This is a genomic window from Pseudopedobacter saltans DSM 12145 (genome assembly GCF_000190735.1).
Lineage (GTDB): Bacteria > Bacteroidota > Bacteroidia > Sphingobacteriales > Sphingobacteriaceae > Pseudopedobacter > Pseudopedobacter saltans.
The window spans coordinates 1,112,757-1,133,395 of the sequence record NC_015177.1; the positions used below are offsets into that span (position 1 = coordinate 1,112,757).

Annotated in this window: 22 protein-coding genes; 8 read left to right on the forward strand and 14 right to left on the reverse strand. The window is 34.5% G+C overall.

The window, feature by feature from the left end; genetic code table 11:
- Positions 1–23: 23 nt before the first annotated feature.
- The 6 genes from PEDSA_RS04580 to PEDSA_RS04605 form a co-directional block, all read right to left on the reverse strand.
- Positions 24–485 (reverse strand): PA2169 family four-helix-bundle protein, encoded by a 462-nt coding sequence (locus PEDSA_RS04580; protein ID WP_013631987.1) that lies wholly within the window; start codon positions 483–485, stop codon positions 24–26.
- Positions 486–542: 57 nt separating this feature from the next.
- Positions 543–1,730, reverse strand: a complete 1,188-nt coding sequence (locus PEDSA_RS04585) for a class I SAM-dependent methyltransferase (protein WP_013631988.1) — start codon at positions 1,728–1,730, stop codon at positions 543–545.
- A gap of 15 nt (positions 1,731–1,745) precedes the next feature.
- Positions 1,746–3,005 (reverse strand): aspartate kinase, encoded by a 1,260-nt coding sequence (locus tag PEDSA_RS04590; protein ID WP_013631989.1) that lies wholly within the window; start codon positions 3,003–3,005, stop codon positions 1,746–1,748.
- Positions 3,006–3,010: 5 nt separating this feature from the next.
- The gene (locus PEDSA_RS04595) at positions 3,011–3,796 is read right to left on the reverse strand and encodes a DUF3298 and DUF4163 domain-containing protein (RefSeq protein WP_013631990.1); all 786 of its coding nucleotides are present in this window, start codon (positions 3,794–3,796) and stop codon (positions 3,011–3,013) included.
- A complete protein-coding gene (locus tag PEDSA_RS04600; protein WP_013631991.1) occupies positions 3,793–4,251 on the reverse strand; it encodes a GNAT family N-acetyltransferase in 459 nt (152 codons plus the stop codon). The genes PEDSA_RS04595 and PEDSA_RS04600 overlap by 4 nt, the downstream gene beginning before the upstream one ends.
- A 73-nt stretch (positions 4,252–4,324) precedes the next feature.
- Positions 4,325–5,035: a YggS family pyridoxal phosphate-dependent enzyme gene (locus PEDSA_RS04605; RefSeq protein WP_013631992.1), complete on the reverse strand. Its 711-nt coding sequence runs from the start codon at positions 5,033–5,035 to the stop codon at positions 4,325–4,327.
- Between the two features lie 39 nt (positions 5,036–5,074).
- Between PEDSA_RS04605 and PEDSA_RS04610 the strand changes: the two genes are divergently transcribed.
- The 6 genes from PEDSA_RS04610 to PEDSA_RS04635 all read left to right on the forward strand — a co-directional run bounded on the left by PEDSA_RS04610 (position 5,075) and on the right by PEDSA_RS04635 (position 11,610).
- Positions 5,075–5,626 carry a DUF4296 domain-containing protein gene (locus tag PEDSA_RS04610; RefSeq protein WP_013631993.1) on the forward strand — a complete coding sequence of 184 codons (552 nt, stop codon included), beginning with the start codon at positions 5,075–5,077 and terminating at the stop codon, positions 5,624–5,626.
- Between the two features lie 20 nt (positions 5,627–5,646).
- The gene (locus PEDSA_RS04615) at positions 5,647–8,013 is read left to right on the forward strand and encodes an endonuclease MutS2 (protein ID WP_013631994.1); all 2,367 of its coding nucleotides are present in this window, start codon (positions 5,647–5,649) and stop codon (positions 8,011–8,013) included.
- A gap of 339 nt (positions 8,014–8,352) precedes the next feature.
- Positions 8,353–8,922, forward strand: a complete 570-nt coding sequence (locus PEDSA_RS04620) for a UbiX family flavin prenyltransferase (protein ID WP_013631995.1) — start codon at positions 8,353–8,355, stop codon at positions 8,920–8,922.
- 67 nt (positions 8,923–8,989) lie between these two features.
- On the forward strand, positions 8,990–10,309 hold the full coding sequence (mtaB, locus tag PEDSA_RS04625; RefSeq protein WP_013631996.1) for a tRNA (N(6)-L-threonylcarbamoyladenosine(37)-C(2))-methylthiotransferase MtaB: 1,320 nt from the start codon (positions 8,990–8,992) through the stop codon (positions 10,307–10,309).
- 13 nt (positions 10,310–10,322) lie between these two features.
- Complete coding sequence (locus PEDSA_RS04630) at positions 10,323–10,808, forward strand: GtrA family protein (RefSeq protein WP_013631997.1); 486 nt, start codon at positions 10,323–10,325, stop codon at positions 10,806–10,808.
- Positions 10,801–11,610 carry an inositol monophosphatase family protein gene (locus PEDSA_RS04635; RefSeq protein ID WP_013631998.1) on the forward strand — a complete coding sequence of 270 codons (810 nt, stop codon included), beginning with the start codon at positions 10,801–10,803 and terminating at the stop codon, positions 11,608–11,610. Before PEDSA_RS04630 ends, PEDSA_RS04635 begins: the two co-directional genes overlap by 8 nt.
- On the opposite strand, the gene PEDSA_RS04640 is transcribed toward PEDSA_RS04635, so the two are convergent.
- Both PEDSA_RS04640 and PEDSA_RS04645 read right to left on the reverse strand, forming a co-directional pair.
- Positions 11,607–12,023 (reverse strand): PIN domain-containing protein, encoded by a 417-nt coding sequence (locus PEDSA_RS04640; RefSeq protein WP_013631999.1) that lies wholly within the window; start codon positions 12,021–12,023, stop codon positions 11,607–11,609. The genes PEDSA_RS04635 and PEDSA_RS04640 overlap by 4 nt on opposite strands.
- Positions 12,020–12,274: a DUF6364 family protein gene (locus PEDSA_RS04645; protein WP_013632000.1), complete on the reverse strand. Its 255-nt coding sequence runs from the start codon at positions 12,272–12,274 to the stop codon at positions 12,020–12,022. The genes PEDSA_RS04640 and PEDSA_RS04645 overlap by 4 nt, the downstream gene beginning before the upstream one ends.
- 233 nt (positions 12,275–12,507) lie before the next feature.
- Between PEDSA_RS04645 and PEDSA_RS04650 the strand changes: the two genes are divergently transcribed.
- Positions 12,508–13,647 (forward strand): putative sensor domain DACNV-containing protein, encoded by a 1,140-nt coding sequence (locus PEDSA_RS04650; protein WP_013632001.1) that lies wholly within the window; start codon positions 12,508–12,510, stop codon positions 13,645–13,647.
- Positions 13,648–13,687: 40 nt separating this feature from the next.
- On the opposite strand, the gene PEDSA_RS04655 is transcribed toward PEDSA_RS04650, so the two are convergent.
- The 5 genes from PEDSA_RS04655 to PEDSA_RS04675 form a co-directional block, all read right to left on the reverse strand.
- Entirely contained in the window at positions 13,688–15,718 is a 2,031-nt protein-coding gene (locus PEDSA_RS04655; RefSeq protein WP_013632002.1) for a S9 family peptidase, read from the reverse strand.
- 83 nt (positions 15,719–15,801) lie between these two features.
- A complete protein-coding gene (locus tag PEDSA_RS04660; RefSeq protein WP_013632003.1) occupies positions 15,802–16,506 on the reverse strand; it encodes a COG3650 family protein in 705 nt (234 codons plus the stop codon).
- Between the two features lie 47 nt (positions 16,507–16,553).
- Positions 16,554–16,925: a methylglyoxal synthase gene (locus tag PEDSA_RS04665; RefSeq protein ID WP_013632004.1), complete on the reverse strand. Its 372-nt coding sequence runs from the start codon at positions 16,923–16,925 to the stop codon at positions 16,554–16,556.
- A 15-nt stretch (positions 16,926–16,940) separates the two neighbouring features.
- Positions 16,941–18,173 (reverse strand): nucleoside recognition domain-containing protein, encoded by a 1,233-nt coding sequence (locus PEDSA_RS04670; RefSeq protein WP_013632005.1) that lies wholly within the window; start codon positions 18,171–18,173, stop codon positions 16,941–16,943.
- Positions 18,174–18,416: 243 nt separating this feature from the next.
- On the reverse strand, positions 18,417–19,115 hold the full coding sequence (locus PEDSA_RS04675) for a 3'-5' exonuclease (protein WP_013632006.1): 699 nt from the start codon (positions 19,113–19,115) through the stop codon (positions 18,417–18,419).
- A 177-nt stretch (positions 19,116–19,292) separates the two neighbouring features.
- Here PEDSA_RS04675 and PEDSA_RS04680 point away from each other — a divergent pair, with 177 nt between their 5' ends.
- A complete protein-coding gene (locus PEDSA_RS04680) occupies positions 19,293–19,712 on the forward strand; it encodes a hypothetical protein (protein ID WP_013632007.1) in 420 nt (139 codons plus the stop codon).
- 25 nt (positions 19,713–19,737) lie between these two features.
- On the opposite strand, the gene PEDSA_RS04685 is transcribed toward PEDSA_RS04680, so the two are convergent.
- The gene (locus tag PEDSA_RS04685) at positions 19,738–20,568 is read right to left on the reverse strand and encodes a DNA adenine methylase (protein WP_013632008.1); all 831 of its coding nucleotides are present in this window, start codon (positions 20,566–20,568) and stop codon (positions 19,738–19,740) included.
- Positions 20,569–20,639 lie beyond the last annotated feature (71 nt).

Sequence of the window (20,639 nt, forward strand, 5' to 3'; positions counted from 1 at the left end):
CTGTAAGAAATAAGCTCATTACCTTATTTGCTTTGATCTCTTAGTACCTTAATCTGATCGTGAGATAATTTAAGAGAATGTCGCTGTTCGGCTATCATTTCTCTTATGTATTCTGGAATATTACTATCGTCTAAAGCGGTATTATATGCCTTTTGTGCAGCATCTTCTCCGTATTCACAGCTTTCCAGGATGGATGTTCTGTCTGATCCCGTGAATGCACTTTTTATATCCATCCAGCTTCTGTAAATTTTCCCTGCCGTAGAAGTTCCCAATTGAGCGTCTTCGCCTTTTACTTCAAGCTCTTCCATAAGTTGGTTTCTAAAATTGTGACTCTCCTTAATCATATCGGCAAATATTGCTTTTAAGTCGCCATTTCCTTCGTCTGAAAGTTCGTGTATTGCCCTTTCATAGCCTTTAATACGGTCGTTGTTGATTCTTACTAAATCCCTTAAAACCATTGTGCCTTCTTCTGAAATTGTTTTCATAGTATTGTTTTTTGATAGGTAAAATTTCCTAAATAATACAATTACTGTTCCAATATATCAGATTCTTTCGCAGGTAATTACAGTAGGGGAATTGTTATAATCGGTTGTGAAATAGAGGTAAATATCACCTCCGTCTATGATTTTCAGATTCTTTTTTAATTCATCAGGTTTTTTTGCAAAGTTTCTTACAATAACATTTGCTTTTTTCAGTTGGTTTGATGATTGAAAGGATTTGAAACTTTGCTGTGAAATTACTTTCAATAGGCGTCCTGGGAAGTTTTGAAGCGAATTATTTGAAGTATATAAGTGCGAATGCTGATTGAGTTTTATGAGATTAAACCTTTTTGCTATAGATTTAAACAAGCCAGCCTTAAGGAGAGAAGCATCCGGTTCATATAAGTATTTTTGTATCTCTCCATGTTCTATCTCGATATCCTTTTCTTTTCCGTAATCAAAAGTATAAGTTGAAAATTTTCCAACTTCGGAACTTAGTAGGGTACAAATTAATTGAATATGATTTGCTTTCGCATGTCCCTTCTCGATAACAAAAAGCAACTCTTTGCATTCATTATTCAGACTTACGATATGAACTTCTGTTACATGGTTCAAGGTTTTTAAAGCAGCATCTATATCTAGCATCGGTGCAACTTTAATAATAGTTTTTTTGCTTTTTTTTAAATAGATATTTTGACTTTCAATAACATTAGGTTCGCAATCTTCAAGCAAAAAAACTCTGCCATGTGCAGATCTTCTGGAAGGGTCAATATATATGGTATCGATACTTTCTAATTCCATGAGTCTCTCAGCACTATCACCAACAAAAAAATCGATATTGTTAATGCCGAGCATTTCGGTATTATGTTTTACAATTTCCGAGAGGCTGGCATTTCTCTCGCAATGAATCACTTTCTTAGCTCGTTGTGCAAAATAAAGGTCATCTACACCAAAGCCACCTGTTAAATCTATAACAGATGTTTTAGCACTAATCAGTGTGCTTTTATAGTAGGCCGTGCTTTCTGAAGACGCCTGTTCCAAATTTAATTTTGGCGGATAAATAATATTTTGTGTCGTGAACCACAAAGGAAGCTTTTTTTGAATAGCTTTCTTAGATTGGATTTGTTCTGCAAGTTCCTGACTTTTAATATCACCGAACGGAGATTTTTTTAAGACTATTTTGCTAATATCAGCGTTTAAATGATCGTTAATGTACTCCTGAACTTTCTGATTTAAAATTGCCTTATTCACCGTCTTTATATTAAACTATTTTCTTACTACAAACTGTGCGTTATTCCTGCTTCTTTGTTCGAGTAAAGATTTGGAATGATCGATATACTTTGCGACGGTTTCCTCTGTGAAATTCCTAATGGTGAAAAGTTCAAGATCTAAATTATATTTGAAGCTAAAGTCCTGTTTGATCATCTCCACTAATTTTTCAAATTTCTGAGCATCCTGATCCATGCATACGGAGAAAGTAAGAGCTGAAATCTGCATCATATTTATATGAATATTAGCTTCTGCAAATGCCCTGAACAAGTGGCTTAAATGTTTTTCACTAACAAAGGCATAGTCTTTACTGCTAATACTTAATAGTTGCTGATTGCTTTTAACTATTACAGAAGGTGTATTGATAGTAGAATCTGTTTCTTTAATAATTGTTCCCTGATCTTCTGGTTGAAGAAAAGGTTTTACATAAAGAGGTATGTTTTTGTTTTGTAGTGGCTTTATAGTTTTTGGGTGAATTATGCTTGCACCATAATAGGTCATTTCTATAGCACTGGCATAAGATAATTCGTCAAATTTAATAGCTTCCGGGAAACGTTTAGGATCTGCATTCAAAATGCCCGGAACATCCTTCCAAACCACAAGTTTATCGGCATTTAAGCAATTGGCAAATATTGCTGCGCTATAATCGGAACCCTCTCTACCCAGTGTGGTCGTGAAGTTTTCCGAAGTATTTCCTATGAACCCCTGAGTAATTGCAATAGTATTTTTTAACAGTGCCGGTACTTGTGAATCAATTAAATCATTGGTTTTATGCCAGTTAACATGTGCTTCTCGGTAGGTGTTATCCGTTTGAATAAAAGATCTTGCGTCCAACCATTTATTAGTTATACCGATATAATTAAAATAATGGCTAACTATTTTTGATGATAATAATTCTCCAATAGAAACGATCTGATCATAAATGAAATTATACGGATCTTGAGGTTTGTCTTCAATTGTCCATTCTATTTCTACAAAAGTATTATTGATGTCGTCATATACTTTAGGGTAATTATATGCGAATAACTCGTTTATAATATCAAAATGATATTTTTTGATGCTTTCCAAATTCTCATACATTTCATCATTGCCAGAAATATAATTGTTGGTAAGTCCTTCCAAAGCATTTGTTGTTTTGCCAATTGCAGAAACAACTATCAGTAGATCTTTAACAGCCGAATTTTTTACGATATCGGCCATATTTTTAATATTATTTGCGTCTTTAACGGAGGCGCCCCCGAATTTAAAAACCTGCATTAATTCTATTTCACGTAAGTTGCTAATACACTCCCCGGATTTATAATTTCTTTCATTCTGTCGTAAGGAATTAACAAATCTGTTGTTCCATAAGCATAAGCTTTAATTTCATATGGATTATAGGTGAATAATAATCCTTTATCTGTTATCAGAAAATTATTGGGAAGACCAAATTGGCCATTTTCAAAAAAGTAGTTTTCTTCTAATGATTGCTCTGGGCTTAGTTTTTCGTCTTTTCTGAATATTTCTTCACCTACTTTAACCAGATTATTATACTGACCTTGTTTTATCAAATCATCTAATTTTAAGGCTCTGTTCTGTTCTTTCGAATAATTAAAATAAGAAATCGTCCCTAATCCATGAGCACCTCCCGTAAAACTGTAATTATCATGAGTGAAAGTTATCAGTTTGGATCTGTTGTCATCAACTTTTAAAGTTTGGATCCACTGATAGCCTGCTACAGATTCCGGATAATCTTTTTTGAACTTCATGAAATCATTTATAAACGAATCTGCTAAAGTCTCTAATTTCAGATTTCCTCTATTTGCAATATCATTCGTGATAATCTGATTTACAAATTTTTGAAGTTCCGGTGATTCAAAATCGGGATATGAAGCTTTTACTATAGCGCCACAGGTGTCTTGTTTACATTCGGTAGACGTTTTGTAAAAAGAAACCATTTTGTAGGAAGATGTATCGTTACCCGTGTTTTCTGCGCCTACTTTAGAAACCCGATTACAAGCAGTCAACAATAACACTCCCAAAAATAAGTTTAAAATAAAGTTTTTCATAATGATAAAATTTGATCCCTACTTAAAGATGCATTAAGCCATCCAGATTCTGTTTCTGCAGCATACTTTCGGTAAAAATTCAAAGCTGGCTCGTTCCAGTCTAGTACCTGCCATACCATACCCTGATAACCCTTTTCTTTTGCTTCTTGTATGACTCTTTCAAAAAGAGCTTTACCAATTCCTCTTCCTCTTTGTTTCTCGGTTACGATAAAATCTTCAAGATATAATCTACAACCTTTCCAGGTCGAGTAGCGGATATAGAAAAGAGCGAACCCATGGATGACATTATTTTCTTCATATACAAATGCCGTCCAAGCCGGATTTAAACCAAATCCGGCATCTTTGAACTCTTCAAGAGTAACTGTTACTTCCTCCGGAGCTTTTTCATAAACAGCTAATTCCTGAATAAGTTCTAAAAGTCTTTCACAATCCTTTTCTTCGGCAATTCTTATCATTATTATAATAGTTCAGTGACATGTAATTAGTCCTTAATCATTTGTCCTTATTCATTAAATGAATTAAAGAGATTTAGTCTTCTTCACTCGAATCTTCTGTATTTTTAAAATGTTTGATAACTCTTTTTCCAAAGATATCATTTCCAATTCTAACCATAGTGGAGCCCTGCTCTATGGCAATATTATAATCGGAAGACATTCCCATTGAAATTTCCTTAAAACTATCTTCTTTTCTAAAAAAACTTGTTTTAATACCTTCAAATAAGGTTTTTAGCTCGTAGAATTCCTCTTTTATCTGCTTCTCATTTTCTGTGTTTGACGCTATCCCCATTAAGCCCACAATTCTTACATTTTTCATATGCTGAAACTCTTCCGAACGCAAAAGTTCAATCGCTTCGTCAAATCCCAAGCCGAATTTGGTGTCTTCATCGGCAATATAAATTTGCAGCAGACAGTCGATTATTCTATTATTCTTTTCGGCATATTTATTGATTTCTTTTAGAAGTTTAATGCTATCTACCGAATGTATTAGGCTAACAAAAGGAGCAATATATTTTACTTTATTTGTTTGAAGATGGCCTATGAGATGCCATTGTATATCTTTGGGTAAGCTCGCCTCTTTTTCCGCCATTTCCTGTACCTGGTTTTCACCGAATATTCTTTGTCCGGCATTATAGGCTTCTAAAATATCTTCTACAGGTTTTGTCTTAGAAACAGCAATTAACTTTACATCTAACGTCTCTATCTCGTTTTTTAATCTTTTTATATTATCGGTAATGCTCATTAATGCTTAATTTTAGCGTTTTAAATTGTAAAAATACGAATGAAAAAACTATTGGCTCTCTTTTGCCTGTTTATTTTTTTATATGCTTGTTCAAATGATGATACTTCGAAGAACATAATAGCTAAGGATAAAATGTATAACATATTGCTGGATATGCATTTAGCAGATGCCAGCTTAGATTATGCTTCAAATTCTCAGAATACGGATAGCATGTTGCTTAATGCTAAAACAAAATATAACTATATCTTTTCCAAATACAATATAGATTCTGCAAGTTTTAGTGAGAGTTTGGCGTATTATAGCAAAAATAAACCTAAAGAGATACTTAAAGTGTATCAAAATGTAATTGATAGTCTGGATAGGTTTAGAGACAAGTTGTCAAAAGGGAAGGTGGAGTTTAATTTGCCATTAAATTCGATATATCCCGATACAATTTTTTATCATATCAATTTGCCCTTTCGTATAGATAGTAATTTGTTAAAAAACAAGATCAACAATAATGTGGTAAAAAAAGACAGTTTGGTCAAAGACTCTGTGAAAGTTTCTAAAGATACTTTAATTAGAAACGTTAACAGATTTAGAAAAAGGTAGACAACATAATATTAGATTTAATGATTTATCCACAAAATAGTTTAGAGAAGCTTGGTTTTGATGAAATAAAACGAGGAATCAAGTCTTATTGTATTAGTGAGATGGGAATAGACATGGTGGATAAAATCAGGTTTATTACCAACTACGATCAGATTATAAAGTTCTTACGTCAAACAAACGAGTTTAAAACAATAATACAGACGGATGAAGCTTTACCTATTCAAAGCTTTTATGATATAAAGAAGCTTTCTGATAAAGCGAAAATAGAAGGTACATTTCTTTCTGAAGAGGAATTTTTTCAGGTTTATAATTCATTACAAACAGCATTTGCTGTAATTAAATACTTTGAAGACAGGGAAGGGATTTATCCGAATCTAGAAGCCCTTTTTGAGCATCTTCCTATAGAAAAAAGTATACTTCGTGAAATAGAGAGGATTATTGATGCAAAAGGGAAGATTAAAAATAATGCATCCCGATTACTGGGCGATATTATCGATGCTATAGCAAAGGCAGAGCAGGACGCAAGGAAGAAAATAGACCAAATTTATAAGAATGCACAAGCAAATAATTGGGTTGCCGACGGTAGTTTAACGGTACGAGATGGAAGGTTATGTATCCCAATTCTGGCAGAAAATAAAAGAAAGTTGAAAGGCTTTATTCATGACGAGTCGGCAACAGGTCAAACTGTTTATATTGAACCGGAAGAGGTCTTTAACTTAAATAATTTAGTAAGGGATTTAGAGTTCGAGAAAAGGCGAGAAATCATCAGGATTCTGACCGAACTAACAGATAAATTGCGACCTTTTGTGCCGATCCTTTATTCTTATCATGGATTTCTAACCAAATTAGATTTCGTACGGGCAAAAGCGTTGTTTGCTATAGAAATAGATGCAAAAATGCCGGTTCTCTTGAACGAGCCTAAATTGAAATTAGTAAACGCTAAACATCCGCTATTGGTGATGTCGGGTAAGGAAGCGAAAAAAACAGTAGTTCCGTTAAATATGCATCTGGACACCAGTACCAGAATTCTTTTAGTTTCCGGACCAAATGCTGGAGGAAAGTCTGTAGCCATGAAAACCGTAGGCTTATTGCAGATTATGGTTCAGGCTGGCTTGTTAGTTCCTGCGGACGAGGAGTCTGAGTTTAGCGTTTTAAAGCAAATATTTGCAGATATTGGAGATGATCAGTCGATAGAAAGTGACTTAAGTACATATAGCGCTCATCTTTCGAAAATGAAGTATTTTACCGAAAATGCTAACGGAAAAACATTGGTTTTAATAGATGAATTTGGTACAGGTACTGATCCGCAGTTTGGTGGCCCGATAGCTGAAGCCGTTTTAGAGCTTATCAATAAGAAAAAAGCATTGGGCGTAATCACCACGCACTATTCCAATCTGAAAATATTTGCCAACCATACTGAAGGTTTGGAAAACGGATCGATGATATTTGATAACGTTAATTTAAAACCGCTCTATATTTTAGAGATGGGAAAGCCAGGGAGTTCTTATGCATTTGAAATTGCCCAGAAAATTGGATTATCCAAGCAATTAATAGATCTTGCTAAAAGTAAAATAAACATCGAGCAACAAAAAGTAGATTCCTTATTACTGGATTTAGAGCGTGAGAAAAAAGAAATCTACGATAAGAAAAAATATATTGAAAGAGAAAAGAAAAATGTAGAGACACTTGTAAGAGAAAATAATCAACTCAAGGATTATTTTGAAGAGAATAAGCGTAATATTATTAAACAGGCCAAATTAGAAGCACAGCAAATTATAAAAGATGCCAATAAATTAGTTGAGAATACAATTTCCGATATTAAGTCAGCAAAGGCGGATAAAGAGACAACTAAAAAGCTTCGGGAGAATCTTCATGTCGAATTGAAAAGACATGAGATTAAACCTGCAGGGAATAAATCAGTCAAACCAGAGCAAAAGGAAATTGTAGCGGGAGATTGGGTCAAATTGATTGAAACCGGAAACATTGCAAAAGTAATTGAGGTAAGTAAAGACAATCTTATAATAGCATTTGGTGAATTAAGATCTGTTGTAAAGAAAAATAAGGTTGAAAAAGTAGGACAAAGCGAGGTTCCTAAAGAAGTTAAAAAAGCAAATTCCGTAAGTCACACACAATCGGCAGTTGATTTTGTAAGTGAAATAGACGTTCGAGGGATGCGTGGAGAAGATGCTTTACATAAAATAGAGCAACTGTTAGATAGGGCGATAATGTTTTCCATGGGATCTTTTAAGGTCATACATGGTAAAGGAGATGGAATCTTAAGGAAATTGATAAGGAATTATTTGAAGAAATATTCTGAAGTAGATAGACTTGAAGATGAACATGTGGATAGAGGAGGTGATGGAATCACATATGTTTATTTGAAATAATGTATTATTTAATAAATGCACAAAAAAAGTTAACAACAAATTAGCCCAATAATTTATTTAAAAGTTTTTTTTCGATTTATACGTTTAAACACTTAATGATATTGTGAAATTGTTTGTAATTAAAGGAATTGAATTTAATTGATGATTTATTAATAAAGTTGTTACATTTTAACCTTGTTAAATTATTTAAAAAAAAAGTTTTGATAAATAATATTTTTCCTATATTTGTAATGCCCTCCCAAAGGGCATGTTTTTCATAGGTAGATGTAGGGTCGAATACTTGTATTCGACCCTTTTTTATTTTATGTTATATTTGCCTAAATAGGATATTGCAGAGTTATGACGAAAAGAAAAATTGTAGTAGCAATTACAGGTGCGAGTGGATCTATTTATGCTAAACTTTTACTGCAGAAATTAATAGCATTAGAAGATCAATTACAGGAAGTATCGGTTGTAATGTCCGATAATGCTAAAGATGTATGGAAAGAAGAAATAGGAGATATAGCTTATGAAACTCTTCCATTTCGCTTTTTTCATAAAAGCGATTTTTTTGCTCCATTTGCTTCCGGTTCTGCACAGTACGATACGATGGTGATTGTACCTTGTTCTATGGGAACATTGGCGAGAATTGCTTCAGGTGTCTCTAACGATTTAACTACCAGAGCCGCTGACGTTATCTTAAAAGAACGAAGGAAATTAATTTTGGTAGCAAGAGAAACACCTCTGAATCTTATACATATTAATAATCTAAAAACAGTTACAGAAGCCGGCGCTATTGTTTGTCCTGCCACACCATCTTTTTATAGTAAACCTGCAACCGTAGAAGAAGTTGCATTAACCGTTGTTGATAGAATTATTGATCTTATTGGGTTAGAAAGCAAATCCTATCGTTGGGGAGAAAAGCGGTAATTTTAGATTCTTTTGACAAGACTATACACTTTTGTTTAAATCTGAATTCCGTATCTTTGCGGAAATTATGGATAAAAGTGTTGCTTTTTACACCCTGGGATGTAAGTTAAACTATTCGGAAACATCCACAATAGGCAGGCAGTTTCAGAATGCGGGCTTTAAAATGGTAGAGTTTACCGATAAAGCAGATGTTTATGTAATTAATACATGTTCCGTTACGGAAAATGCAGATAAAAAATGCCGAAAGGTTGTAAAAGAAGCTTTAAAACACTCTCCAAATGCGTACATCGCTATTGTCGGCTGCTATGCGCAATTGAAACCAACAGAAATTTCAGAAATAGAAGGAGTCGATGTGGTTTTAGGAGCTGCAGAGAAATTTCAGTTGTTAGAACATATTCAGGATCTTACTAAAAAACCAAAAGCAGAAATTTTCAATAAACCTATAAAAGAAACAAATGAATTTGTGGCTTCTTATTCTTTCGGAGACCGAACCAGAACATTTCTGAAAGTTCAGGATGGTTGTGATTATTCCTGTACTTTTTGTACGATACCATTAGCCAGAGGAGAAAGCAGAAGTGATACTATAGATAGCATAGTAGCACAGGCAAAAGAAATTGCCAAATCGGGAGTTAAAGAAATTGTGCTAACGGGTGTAAATATTGGCGATTTTGGTATCAGAAATGGAAAACGCGAAGACAAGTTTTTTGACTTGGTAAAAGCTTTGGATGAAGTAGAAGGAATAGACAGAATCAGAATTTCTTCTATAGAACCGAATCTTTTAAGTACTGAAATCATAGAATTTGTATCCAAATCAAAACGTTTTGTACCTCATTTCCATATACCTTTACAATCTGGTTCTAATAAGATTTTAGGATTGATGAGGAGGAGATATAGAAGAGAATTGTATGTAGATAGAGTGCGGGAAATAAAAAGGGTTATGCCGGATTGTTGTATCGGAGTTGATGTAATAGTTGGTTTTCCGGGAGAGACAAGAGAAGATTTTATAGATACCTACAACTTTTTAAACGATTTGGATATTTCTTATTTACACGTATTTACCTATTCTGAAAGGGAAAATACTCCAGCCGCTGAGATGGAAGGCAGTGTACCGGGATCCCAAAGAGCAGATAGAAGTAAGATGCTGCATATATTGTCTGATAAGAAAAGACGAGCTTTTTATGAAACGCAAATAGGTAAAGTAGGTGAGATTTTATTCGAGGGAGATTTAAAAGAAGGGTTTATGCATGGTTTTAGTAAAAACTATGTAAAAGTAAAAATTCAATACGATCCACTTTTAGTTAACGAAATCAAATCTGTTAAATTCGGGAATGTGTTACCAGACGGAGAAATGCATGGAGAAGAAATTGCAGAAATTCTAACACATTAATTAGCAGAAACAATTGGAATTTAAATCAGTAAATACAGCCAGAGAAAAAGAAGAATTATCCGTTTGGCAGAATTTATTACAAAATAAGGTTATCCGATTTTTCCTGTCAGCCGGAGTTGCTGCGGTTATTGATTCAATAGCTTATTATATCATTATCAATTTTGTTATAAGCCATTCCAGTGTCCATATAGGTGACAGAATCATTAAAGCACATGAATTTTCCTTTTTGATATCTTATTCATTAGGTGTCCTTGTTAATTTCAGTATGACAAAATTCATAGTCTTTACAGATTCGACTTTAAAGAACAGACAACAATTTAGCCGATTTGTTTTAGTGGCTTGTTTAGGCTTTTTTGCAAATTACGGTTTGCTTAAATTATTTGTGGAGATATTCGATTTCTGGCCAACTTTTGCAAGAGTTTCCGCTTTACTATGTTTGGGAGTAGCCAGTTATTACGTACATAGATTATTCACTTTTAGAAATGAAGACGATGATTAACTATCAGGATATTTGCGAAGAAGTTATTGAAATAGCAAAAAGTGCAGGCTCATTTATCAGACAGGAACGAGAAGCTTTTTCTGCAAATAAAATTGAGTTTAAAGGTAAGAATGACTTGGTCTCTTACGTAGATAAAGCAGCAGAGAGCCAGATTATAGAAGCTCTTAAGCCCTTAATAGCAGAAGCTGGATTTATTGCGGAAGAAAATAAGGAGATCCATATTTCCGATACATATAATTGGATTGTTGATCCATTAGACGGAACTACAAATTTCATTCATGGAATTCCTGCCTATGCAGTAAGTATTGCGCTAAAGCATTTGAATGAAATTGTTGTTGGTGTAGTTTATGAAATAGGCAAAGACGAATGTTTTTATGGATGGAAAGATAGTTCCGCTTATCTTAATGGTAAGATTATCCATGTATCAGATAATAAAAAAGTAGCTGATACGCTTTTAGCAACAGGGTTCCCGTATTATGATTTCACCAGAAAAGATACTTATATGGCACTTTTCGAAGATCTTATACAAAACTGTCACGGATTAAGAAGGATAGGCGCAGCATCTGTAGATTTAGTTTACACGGCTTGTGGCAGGTTTGATGGATATTTCGAATATAATCTTAAACCTTGGGATATTGCAGCAGGAATGTTTATAGTAGAGAGGGCAGGGGGCGAAGTTTTTGATTTCAAGGGAGGAAAGGATATGCTAGAGGATTGCGATATCATAGCTACTAATGGCTATATTTCTAAAGAATTGCTGGAAACGGTTAAGAAATATTTTGCCAAACATTACACTATTTAAGCATTTAGATTAGAAATAAAAGTATTACAATTATATACTGGGATTTCTGAAAAATAAAAGTCATTCAGATCTTCTGTAATGATTACTTTGCAATCAGATTGTATCGCAGAATAATATTCCAGTCCATCTTCAAAGTCGTGTATAGCTGGATTTTCGCTGGTAAGTTTAACTATGTTTTGGTCGGTAGTTGTAATTTTTAGTTTTTCAGACAAGATACCTATCTTATTTTTTGCCAGCTGTGTTCCACTTCTTTTTTCCGAAAAATAAAAAGCAATAGCTAAACAAATTGGAGATGTATAAACCTGAAAGCCATTTTTATCTGATAAGCTTAACACCCGGGCTGCGTAGGGAAATAAAGGATATTGCTTATTTAAAACAGCTATTAATACATTTGCATCGACAAAAATTTTCATTTTTTGGAATCGAAAAACTCTGATTTTATTTGTTTTCTTGATGGTGTTCTGGTGTATTCGGCTCGGTTCTCGGCGACCATATTCACCCAGTCGGAAATAGGTAACTCATCCATCGTTTGGTAGTTTTTAGAAGTTATCTGCCTAAAAATCATTTCCGTAAGGCGAGATAAGCTGATGTTGTTTTTTTGAGCAAATTCTTTCGCTTGTTTAATCACTTGCTCATCAAACGATAAGGTAATTTTAGCATCCATTACTTTACTGTTTTAAATTGTACGACAAAAATATTAATTTTATACGTATATATGAAATGATTTTTTGAAAAGCCAGTCTATGCTGGTAATTTGATTAGTCTCTAGAAGTTGGATAAACTACTAAAAGGTACTTTCGTAACCAATGCAATAAATTAAAAAATACTTTGATTAAGTATTAGGTCTAAAATGTAATTTTAGATGTTTCTTAATAAAAAGGGATCTAAAAATCAGCTATGACATCTAATTCGACATATCAGGCCGCCAGGATTACCGCACCGTTATTGGAAAAATATTTCGAACAATATTTGCTGGATGCAAATCCGAAAGCCGATATCCCTGCCAATTTTCCTAAAGAGGCTTTTATAGAACATATAATAGATGCTGCTTTTTGGGCAAGTTTACGTACAGAAGAAGGCAGGTCCCCTAAAATATCTATCGCTTTTTTATCTCCTGAACAAGCGGAACATCCTCTTTTATTTGGTAATAAACTACGGTTAAATCCAAAGAATTTGACAAAATTAGCTCCGGGAGTTGAAGGCGCGGGAATTCATTTGGGAGTTTGGTATGATGACCATGGACTATTCATATGGGGAACTACATTGGCTATCCCTAATTTTTGCTTTGTTCTGGATGTGTCAGAACCCGCTTTATTGGTAATTAAACACAGGAGACTTTGTGGCTTTGGAAAATATACAAACGTCGCTATTCTGAAAGGTGATGAGATTAAGATTGTAAACGAAAACAGTGCATATTTACCAGACAGCCCGCAAATATTAAATCATTTATTGGGTTTGAATACCAATTTAAAGAAGACCGAAACTATCAATGTCATGATCCAGTTGGCGGTTGGAATGCGTAATCACAAAAGAGGAGGGATCATTTTAATCGTTCCAAAATCCAATAATGAATGGAAGAAGTCCATTATTCATCCAATACAATATTTTTTAAAACCTGCATTCAAAAATCTCTCTGATCTGATTATCGAATACGACAGCGAGGTTAATGAAACTTTGTGGGAAAGCAAAGTGAAAAAAGAAATAGATGGTATTGCAGGGCTAAGCGCTATCGATGGTGCTGTAATTTTAAACGATCGCTACGAATTGATAGCATTTGGAACAAAGATAACCAGAATGGCCAGTGAACGTCACATAGAAAAACTGGCATTTATAGAGCCCGTAATAGGGGGTGAGGTTAGAGAAGTTTTTGCAAGTGAAATAGGTGGAACCAGGCATCTTTCAGCGGCCCAATTCATATACGATCAAAAAGATGCTATAGCCTTGGTGGCATCTCAGGATGGACATTTTACAGTATTTTCCTGGTCTCCTGAGCGTGGGATGGTTCAATGCCATAAAATAGATACTTTATTAATATAAAAGGTTCCGGTTTAAAGCCAGAACCTTTTTCAATTTATTCTTACAATGTCTCCTGAAGCCATTTGAAGAATTCTCTTTGCCAGGCTATTCCATTTTGAGCTTTTAAAACCCAATGATTTTCATCGGGAAAATACACCAGTCTGCTTTTAATTCCTTTTAATTGAGCTGCCTGATAAGCTTGTAAGCCTTGTTCAATAGGGACCCGGTAATCTTTTCCTCCCTGAAATATAAGAATAGGTGTATTCCAGTTTTTGATATACTCACTGGGGCTAAACTCTTTATAAGCTTTTGGAGCATTTTCTTGCCAATAAGAGCCACCTACATCTTTATTCGCGAAAAAAAGTTCTTCGGTAGTCCCATACCAACTTTTTAAGTCAAATAATCCATTGTGTGCAATAAAAGTTTTAAATCTGTTCTGATGTATTCCGGCAAGCAAATAAACAGAATAACCACCGTAGCTAGCACCTACACAGCCCAATCTGTTTTTGTCGACATAGCTTTCATTCGAAAGATTATCTATTGCAGAAAGATAATCTTTCATAGCTTGTCCGCCCCAGTCTCCACTTATTTGCCTGTTCCATTCTACACCAAAACCAGGTAAACCTCTTCTGTTTGGAGCTACAACAATGTAACCATTTGCAGCCATCAATTGGAAATTCCAGCGAACTGAATAAAATTGAGATACGGCAGATTGTGGTCCTCCCTGACAATACAATAGTGCAGGGTACTTTTTAGAAGGATCGAAATCCGGAGGGTAAATTACCCATGTAAGCATATCCTTTCCATCAGTTGTTTTAATCCATCTTTCTTCTACTTTACTTTTTGCAATATTCTGGTACTCATCATCATTTACATGTGTTAACTGATTCAGCCTTCCGGTTTTTATATCCAGAGTGAAAAGTTCAGCTGAGTGATTCATGTCTGTTCGGCTAACAATAAGAGAATTATCAATTTGCCCCAGAAGTGCATTTATATCCCATTTCCCACTCGTTAGCTGTCTGATGTTTTTAGTAGAATTTTTATCCAGATTTTTTAACAAACTAAGCGCATAGACTTGTTGAGTACCTTTATTATAAGCGTTGAAGAAAATCGTATTACCATCTTCTGCCCATATAAAGCCGGAAACGGTCTCGTCCCACTCTTTTGTTAAGTTATATTTCTTATTCGTTTTGATATCTAAAACATAAATATCGTTTTTGTCCGACTCATATCCGTCTTCGGACATACTTGTCCAGGCCAAAAGAGAACCACTCTTATTAAAAGAGGGATGGGTGTCATACCCATTCATTCCTTCTGTTAAATTTACAGTCTTTTTTGAGGCAATATTGTATTCGTAAATATCTGTATTTGTACTTGTAGCGTATGCCTTGCCAAATTTCTTTTTGCAAACGTATAATATCGATTTACTATCCGGAGACCAGATAACATCTTCTGCACCACCAAAAGGTTTCTGAGGGCTGTCATAAGGTTCATTCTCCATGATGTCTTTAATATTTTCCAATTTCCCATCCCGAAAATCTGCAGTGTATATATGACTGAACTTTCCTTCTTCCCAGGTATCCCAATGTCGGTAATTAAGGTCATTAAAAACATAAGCTGTTGATTTAGGTAAATCCTCATATATGTCTTTGGTTTCTGTTTTAATTACGAGAGTCTCTTTAGTGAAGAGAATAGACTTGCCGTCCGGAGATATTTTTGGATTCTCAATCCCGCCTTCAATATCAGTTAACTGTTTATGGTCGGTATAATCTGTATTACAAGCCCATAATTGGTCTTTTTTAAGATAAATTATTCTATTTTGATTGATACCAATAATTTCAATACTTTCATTATCAGTGTTAATCTGTATCGAAATTCCTGTTTTTAGGGAAAGAGCAAAGGTGTTTTTATTTCCTTTATTCTCTTCGATATTTATTTTATTGACACTATAAATGACGTCGCCATTGTTTTTGTTAATCAGATCTCCGCTTACTCTTCCAAGTTGCCAAAGTTTTTCTGGAGTCAGTTTCTGCTGCGCAAGAAGTGGAGTTGTCCCTAACATCATAATACCCAATAATATATCTTTTTTCATTAACCTAAATTTTGAATTTGAAAGAAACTAATAATTCACTGTTTTTGGATAATTGTAACTCATTATTTACGCTGGTTTGTAAATTAAAGGAATTCTTTTTTAAGCGAATCTCCACATCCTCTATAATGAGTGCCTTTAAAATAAAGCTCTACAAAATAAGGACTAACTTTTCCCGACATATCATTAACACAAGTACTTTTATAAATAATCAACTTGTCTTGAGAATCTTCGCTTAAATAAACTATGGAATAGTCTTTTCCTTTTATCATTCTGATATTGGAAAATTTAATTGGAGTATCTAAATCTGGTTTGTTGAATTCTGCAATATTGTTTGATGAAATTTTTAAAGCCCAAAAAGGTTCATTTCCATTTGCAAAAAATAAAATTCCTTCCTTTGCAAGGGATTCAATGTTACCTTCTGCTTCTATCGAGTGATCAACTTTGAAAAGCCTTATGGATAAACTAGGTTCGTTTTCCTTCAATTGCGAGTTCAAACTAACTAATTGATTATCTTTTAATTTATAAAAACTTTTTGCTCGATCTTGCTCATTCAATGCAATAACAGAGTCATTCACAGCTTGCCATGTCCCTTTGATTTTTAAGAAATTAGGTTCTTTTCCGATTTCAATCTGATCTTTTTCGAAATTAGACTCCGATAATGATAAGCGGGTATATTTTTGATCTGCTGAAATACCTAAGTATTCGCCCGATAATAGCTCGTTTTTTGCGGTTTGATGCGCACAAGAAGCGAAGGAGAAAGAAAAAATTAAGATTATTGCCCTTTTCATAATTAGATGTTTACGAAAATATAAGACAATAATCTTAATTATGAAATTTATTCTGCTAGCACACCTCGTAATACATAAGTTGCTGTAGCCGGATTTGTCGCTAACGGTACGTTATGCACATCGCAGACACGAAGAAGCATTTGTACATCTGGTTCGTGAGGATGTTTACCAAGTGGATCTCTAAAAAATAAAATTCCTGCAAGAAGACCTTCTGCAGCCAAGGCAGCAATTTGAGCGTCACCGCCCTGAGGGCCGCTTAATTTTTTAGTGACACTTAAACCTGTCTTTTCAATTAGTCCACCGGTAGTACCTGTTGCGATGATGTCCATCGTAGCCAAGGAATCCTTATGTTCCTCTACAAAAGTAATCATCTCCGCTTTTTTGCCATCATGCGCAATAAGAGCAATTCGTTTCTTCATGATATATTATTTACTTTATCCAAAAAATATATAAGCCAATAAAATGGCCGCTATTAATCCAACTAAATCGGCAATTAAGCCACAAATGAGAGCATGCCGAGTGTTTTTAATTCCAACAGAGCCAAAATAAACTGCAAGTACATAAAAAGTCGTTTCCGAAGAACCCTGTATGATACTTGCCAATCTGCCCTGAAAAGAATCTGCACCATATGTTGTCATGACATCAACCATTAATCCTCTTGCTCCGCCGCCACTTAAAGTTTTCATTAAGCCTACTGGCAGTGCAGGAACAAATCTCGTATCCAAACCAAAGAAAGCAACAGCAGAAGCGATTCCCCCAACAACGTAATCCATACATCCCGTTGTTCTGAATACAGATATAGCGACTAAAATAGCTATTAAGAATGGTATAATCATTACCGCTGTTTGGAAACCTTCTTTAGCGCCATCAATAAAAGCATCATAAACGTTTATTTTCTTTGATGCCCCGTAAACGACAAATAATATAATTATAGATAGTATTAATAAACCACCTATTAGTCCTGTTATTTCTTGTATTCGTTCCGGATCCAGTCCGCTTAAAGAGACATAGAGCAAAGCCATAAGACCAATAAAACTACCCAAAAATACAAGAACGGGGAGTTTAAATAGATTGATTTTTTGGAAAGCGGCAACCGCAAGCATTCCTGAAATAAATGAGATAAACGTTCCGATGAGTGCAGGAATAAATATGTCAGCCGGATTGGCTGCGCCATTTGCCATTCTGAGTGCAATAACAGAAGTAGGAATTAATGTAATCCCAGCTGTATTTAACACCAGAAACATAATTTGAGCGTTGGTTGCTGTTTCTTTGTCAGTATTTAATTCCTGTAGTTCTTTCATGGCTTTTAAGCCTACAGGGGTTGCCGCATTATCGAGGCCAAGCATATTGGCACTAAAATTCATAATAATCGAGCCGTTTGCAGGGTGATTTTTAGGTATGCCGGGAAATAATTTACTAAAAAAAGGGTTTACGCCTTTTGCAAATAATGAAATCATTCCAGCTTTTTCTCCGATTTTCATGATACCCAGCCAAAAGGTCATCATTCCTACCAAACCAAGAGAAATTTCGGCGCCCGTTTTTGCACTGTCGAACATACCATTCATTACGTTCGAAAAGATTTGTACATCGCCTAAAAATATTAGTTTAAAAAGGGCTACAATAAATGCTATAACGAAAAATGCAATCCAGACGTAATTTAAAGCCATATGTTTAGTTAGTTGAGTTCAATAGCCGTTAATTGAAAAGGTGATTTAGATGACTTAGGTGATAACTTTATTTTTTAAATCCGGTATAAGTGACTGACTTAAACCAGGTAACACTTATTTTTGGATAAATAGTCATGCACTTTGTCAATATATCGCTTTACAATTTCTGCATAGAACTCCTTATATTCTGCTTTAAAGGTAAAATTTTAGGTATTTAAACAGAAAAATAAATCACTTTTTTGATCAGCCATAAATTACGTCAGTATCCTTTACAAAATCTAAACCCTTTAATCTTTGAAATACCCTGGCTAAAGTAAGAACATCCTTTTCGCAGTAGGATACAATTTTAGATATATTATTCTCCTTATAATAAACGCAGGCGACTTGACTTCCATCCAAATCATCCTTTGGACTTGGTATTCCAAACACAGACGATAACAGTTCTAAACTGGTATAATTTTTATAATCTCCGAATTTCCAAAGCTCCAAAGTATCAAGGTGATTATTTTCCCATGGCTTTTTGCTTATGTTTAATGTTTTAGGAATGGGAAGTTGATTTATTAGTATTCGCCTGCATAAATAAGGGAAGTCAAATTCCTTTCCATTATGGGCGCAAAGTAAAACTTCCGATGATTGCTTTTCAAGTAAAGAGATAAATTTTACAAGTATTTCTTTCTCGTCATGACCAGCGATTGATTTTATTCGTAATTGGCCCGCTGAAGTAAATATCCCCAAAGAAATACAAATTATTTTTCCAAACTCGGCCCAAATACCTGCTTTTTGGTAAAACTCTTCCGGGCTTTCTTCATTTTTCCGATAAAAACTTGATTTTTTATCCCATAATGCCTTAATTTCCTCAGGAACAAATTCGTATAAATGGTATTGCGGAACAGTTTCTATATCTAAAAAAAGAATACTGGTTAGGTTTATCTGGTCTATCATGAGAGATAATTGTTTGTTGGTGTACGCGATATATAAAGATATTTTATAATCGAAAAAACGAATCGTTCAATTTTACAAAACCAAACGTACCAAAAAAATAGAATGTGTTAAGCTCCCTTTAAATCTATTTTAAATAGAATTTATACCTCGATTAAACTTTATTATTACATTTGATATATGAAACACATTCTACCTTTTGTTATAATTTTATTCCTTTTCGCTTCTTGTAAAAAGAAAGAAAATACTTCATGTACAGACAATACATTCCCAATAGAAAAAGGAACACCGCCAGCACCAAAGATTATAGAAGTGAAAAAAGAAGGGAATAAAAGGATTATTTCTTTTACCGGAAAAGTAACCACTATATATTTTGACAGAATTACGCCAGCAGGGACAACACGATTTGTATATGAACTTCAATACGATGGACTTTGCCAAACTTCAGTAATAGGAAGTACATCATATGAATTCAAAAGAACAGGGGCTTTTACATATACATTTAATCACTCTGTCTCAAATGGCGAAACAAACGAGTTTGCTATAGCTGATTTTTCAGGACACTATGGTTTTACAACCTTAGACAACGCAAAATATTAATATAGCCCGGATTTTAGGGCTATATTCAATTAAACAGCGTTAAAACTCCGCTCGGGTTACTTAAATCATAATTAGCTGTTAACACTTCAATTTTTCTTTTGCCAGCTCCTCCGGTTCCATTTGCCACTGATACGGTTTGCTCTATCTTAATTGTCTTCCAACCGTTTTTTAGACTGTAGGCTTTAAGAATATCACTCGGATAGGATGACATAAGAAATTTACCTTCAATGCTCTCTAAAGTCTTTAAAAGCGTCTCAAAGTCTTCAATACTGTAACCGTCATAATGCCCACAATCCGAATTAAAATAAGGCGGGTCACAATAATGAAAAGCCTCTTTATAATCTCTTGATCTTATAACCCTTAAAGCGTCTGTATTCTCTATCTGTACATTCTGTAGCCTGATAGCATAGTCAACTGTAAAACCTTCTCGCTTGTTTGTTATTTTTTGGCTCGTTGTACCTTTTACCTTATCATAGCCCCAAGTGCCGTCTAACATTGCACTGAAGCTCTGGGAACTTAAAACCCATACTGCCCAGGCTCTTTGTATACGGGTGAACATGTGAGGATTATTGTATATCACGGTTGCATCATTATGCAACGAGCGAGAATGCAAACTAATCCTGACCATCTTTTCAAGCTCTACAAATTCATTTTGAGCAACCTCATAGAAGTTTATCAATTCTCTGTTATAATCGTTTATAACCTCTACTTCACTAGGGCGTTTTGCCCAAAAAATAGCTCCTCCGCCAACAAATGGCTCTATATATGTTTGATGTTTTGGGAAAAGCGGAATGATTGTACTCACTAAATTTTGCTTTCCTCCATAATAACTAATAGGTGTTTTTAAATCTTTCATATCTTTGCAATACCACAAACAAAAAATGCACAATTATCCCGTTCCATTGACTTACGCCTCTGGTATGGATG

What these genes read in the sequence shown, in the direction of transcription:
- PEDSA_RS04580 (WP_013631987.1), bottom strand. Translation starts at nt 485, where the DNA reads ATGAAAACAATTTCAGAAGAAGGCACAATGGTTTTAAGGGATTTAGTA.
- PEDSA_RS04590 (WP_013631989.1), bottom strand. Translation starts at nt 3,005, where the DNA reads ATGCAGGTTTTTAAATTCGGGGGCGCCTCCGTTAAAGACGCAAATAAT.
- PEDSA_RS04595 (WP_013631990.1), bottom strand. Translation starts at nt 3,796, where the DNA reads ATGAAAAACTTTATTTTAAACTTATTTTTGGGAGTGTTATTGTTGACT.
- PEDSA_RS04600 (WP_013631991.1), bottom strand. Translation starts at nt 4,251, where the DNA reads ATGATAAGAATTGCCGAAGAAAAGGATTGTGAAAGACTTTTAGAACTT.
- PEDSA_RS04605 (WP_013631992.1), bottom strand. Translation starts at nt 5,035, where the DNA reads ATGAGCATTACCGATAATATAAAAAGATTAAAAAACGAGATAGAGACG.
- PEDSA_RS04610 (WP_013631993.1), top strand. Translation starts at nt 5,075, where the DNA reads ATGAAAAAACTATTGGCTCTCTTTTGCCTGTTTATTTTTTTATATGCT.
- PEDSA_RS04615 (WP_013631994.1), top strand. Translation starts at nt 5,647, where the DNA reads ATGATTTATCCACAAAATAGTTTAGAGAAGCTTGGTTTTGATGAAATA.
- PEDSA_RS04620 (WP_013631995.1), top strand. Translation starts at nt 8,353, where the DNA reads ATGACGAAAAGAAAAATTGTAGTAGCAATTACAGGTGCGAGTGGATCT.
- mtaB (WP_013631996.1), top strand. Translation starts at nt 8,990, where the DNA reads ATGGATAAAAGTGTTGCTTTTTACACCCTGGGATGTAAGTTAAACTAT.
- PEDSA_RS04635 (WP_013631998.1), top strand. Translation starts at nt 10,801, where the DNA reads ATGATTAACTATCAGGATATTTGCGAAGAAGTTATTGAAATAGCAAAA.
- PEDSA_RS04640 (WP_013631999.1), bottom strand. Translation starts at nt 12,023, where the DNA reads ATGAAAATTTTTGTCGATGCAAATGTATTAATAGCTGTTTTAAATAAG.
- PEDSA_RS04645 (WP_013632000.1), bottom strand. Translation starts at nt 12,274, where the DNA reads ATGGATGCTAAAATTACCTTATCGTTTGATGAGCAAGTGATTAAACAA.
- PEDSA_RS04650 (WP_013632001.1), top strand. Translation starts at nt 12,508, where the DNA reads ATGACATCTAATTCGACATATCAGGCCGCCAGGATTACCGCACCGTTA.
- PEDSA_RS04655 (WP_013632002.1), bottom strand. Translation starts at nt 15,718, where the DNA reads ATGAAAAAAGATATATTATTGGGTATTATGATGTTAGGGACAACTCCA.
- PEDSA_RS04660 (WP_013632003.1), bottom strand. Translation starts at nt 16,506, where the DNA reads ATGAAAAGGGCAATAATCTTAATTTTTTCTTTCTCCTTCGCTTCTTGT.
- PEDSA_RS04665 (WP_013632004.1), bottom strand. Translation starts at nt 16,925, where the DNA reads ATGAAGAAACGAATTGCTCTTATTGCGCATGATGGCAAAAAAGCGGAG.
- PEDSA_RS04670 (WP_013632005.1), bottom strand. Translation starts at nt 18,173, where the DNA reads ATGGCTTTAAATTACGTCTGGATTGCATTTTTCGTTATAGCATTTATT.
- PEDSA_RS04675 (WP_013632006.1), bottom strand. Translation starts at nt 19,115, where the DNA reads ATGATAGACCAGATAAACCTAACCAGTATTCTTTTTTTAGATATAGAA.
- PEDSA_RS04680 (WP_013632007.1), top strand. Translation starts at nt 19,293, where the DNA reads ATGAAACACATTCTACCTTTTGTTATAATTTTATTCCTTTTCGCTTCT.
- PEDSA_RS04685 (WP_013632008.1), bottom strand. Translation starts at nt 20,568, where the DNA reads ATGAAAGATTTAAAAACACCTATTAGTTATTATGGAGGAAAGCAAAAT.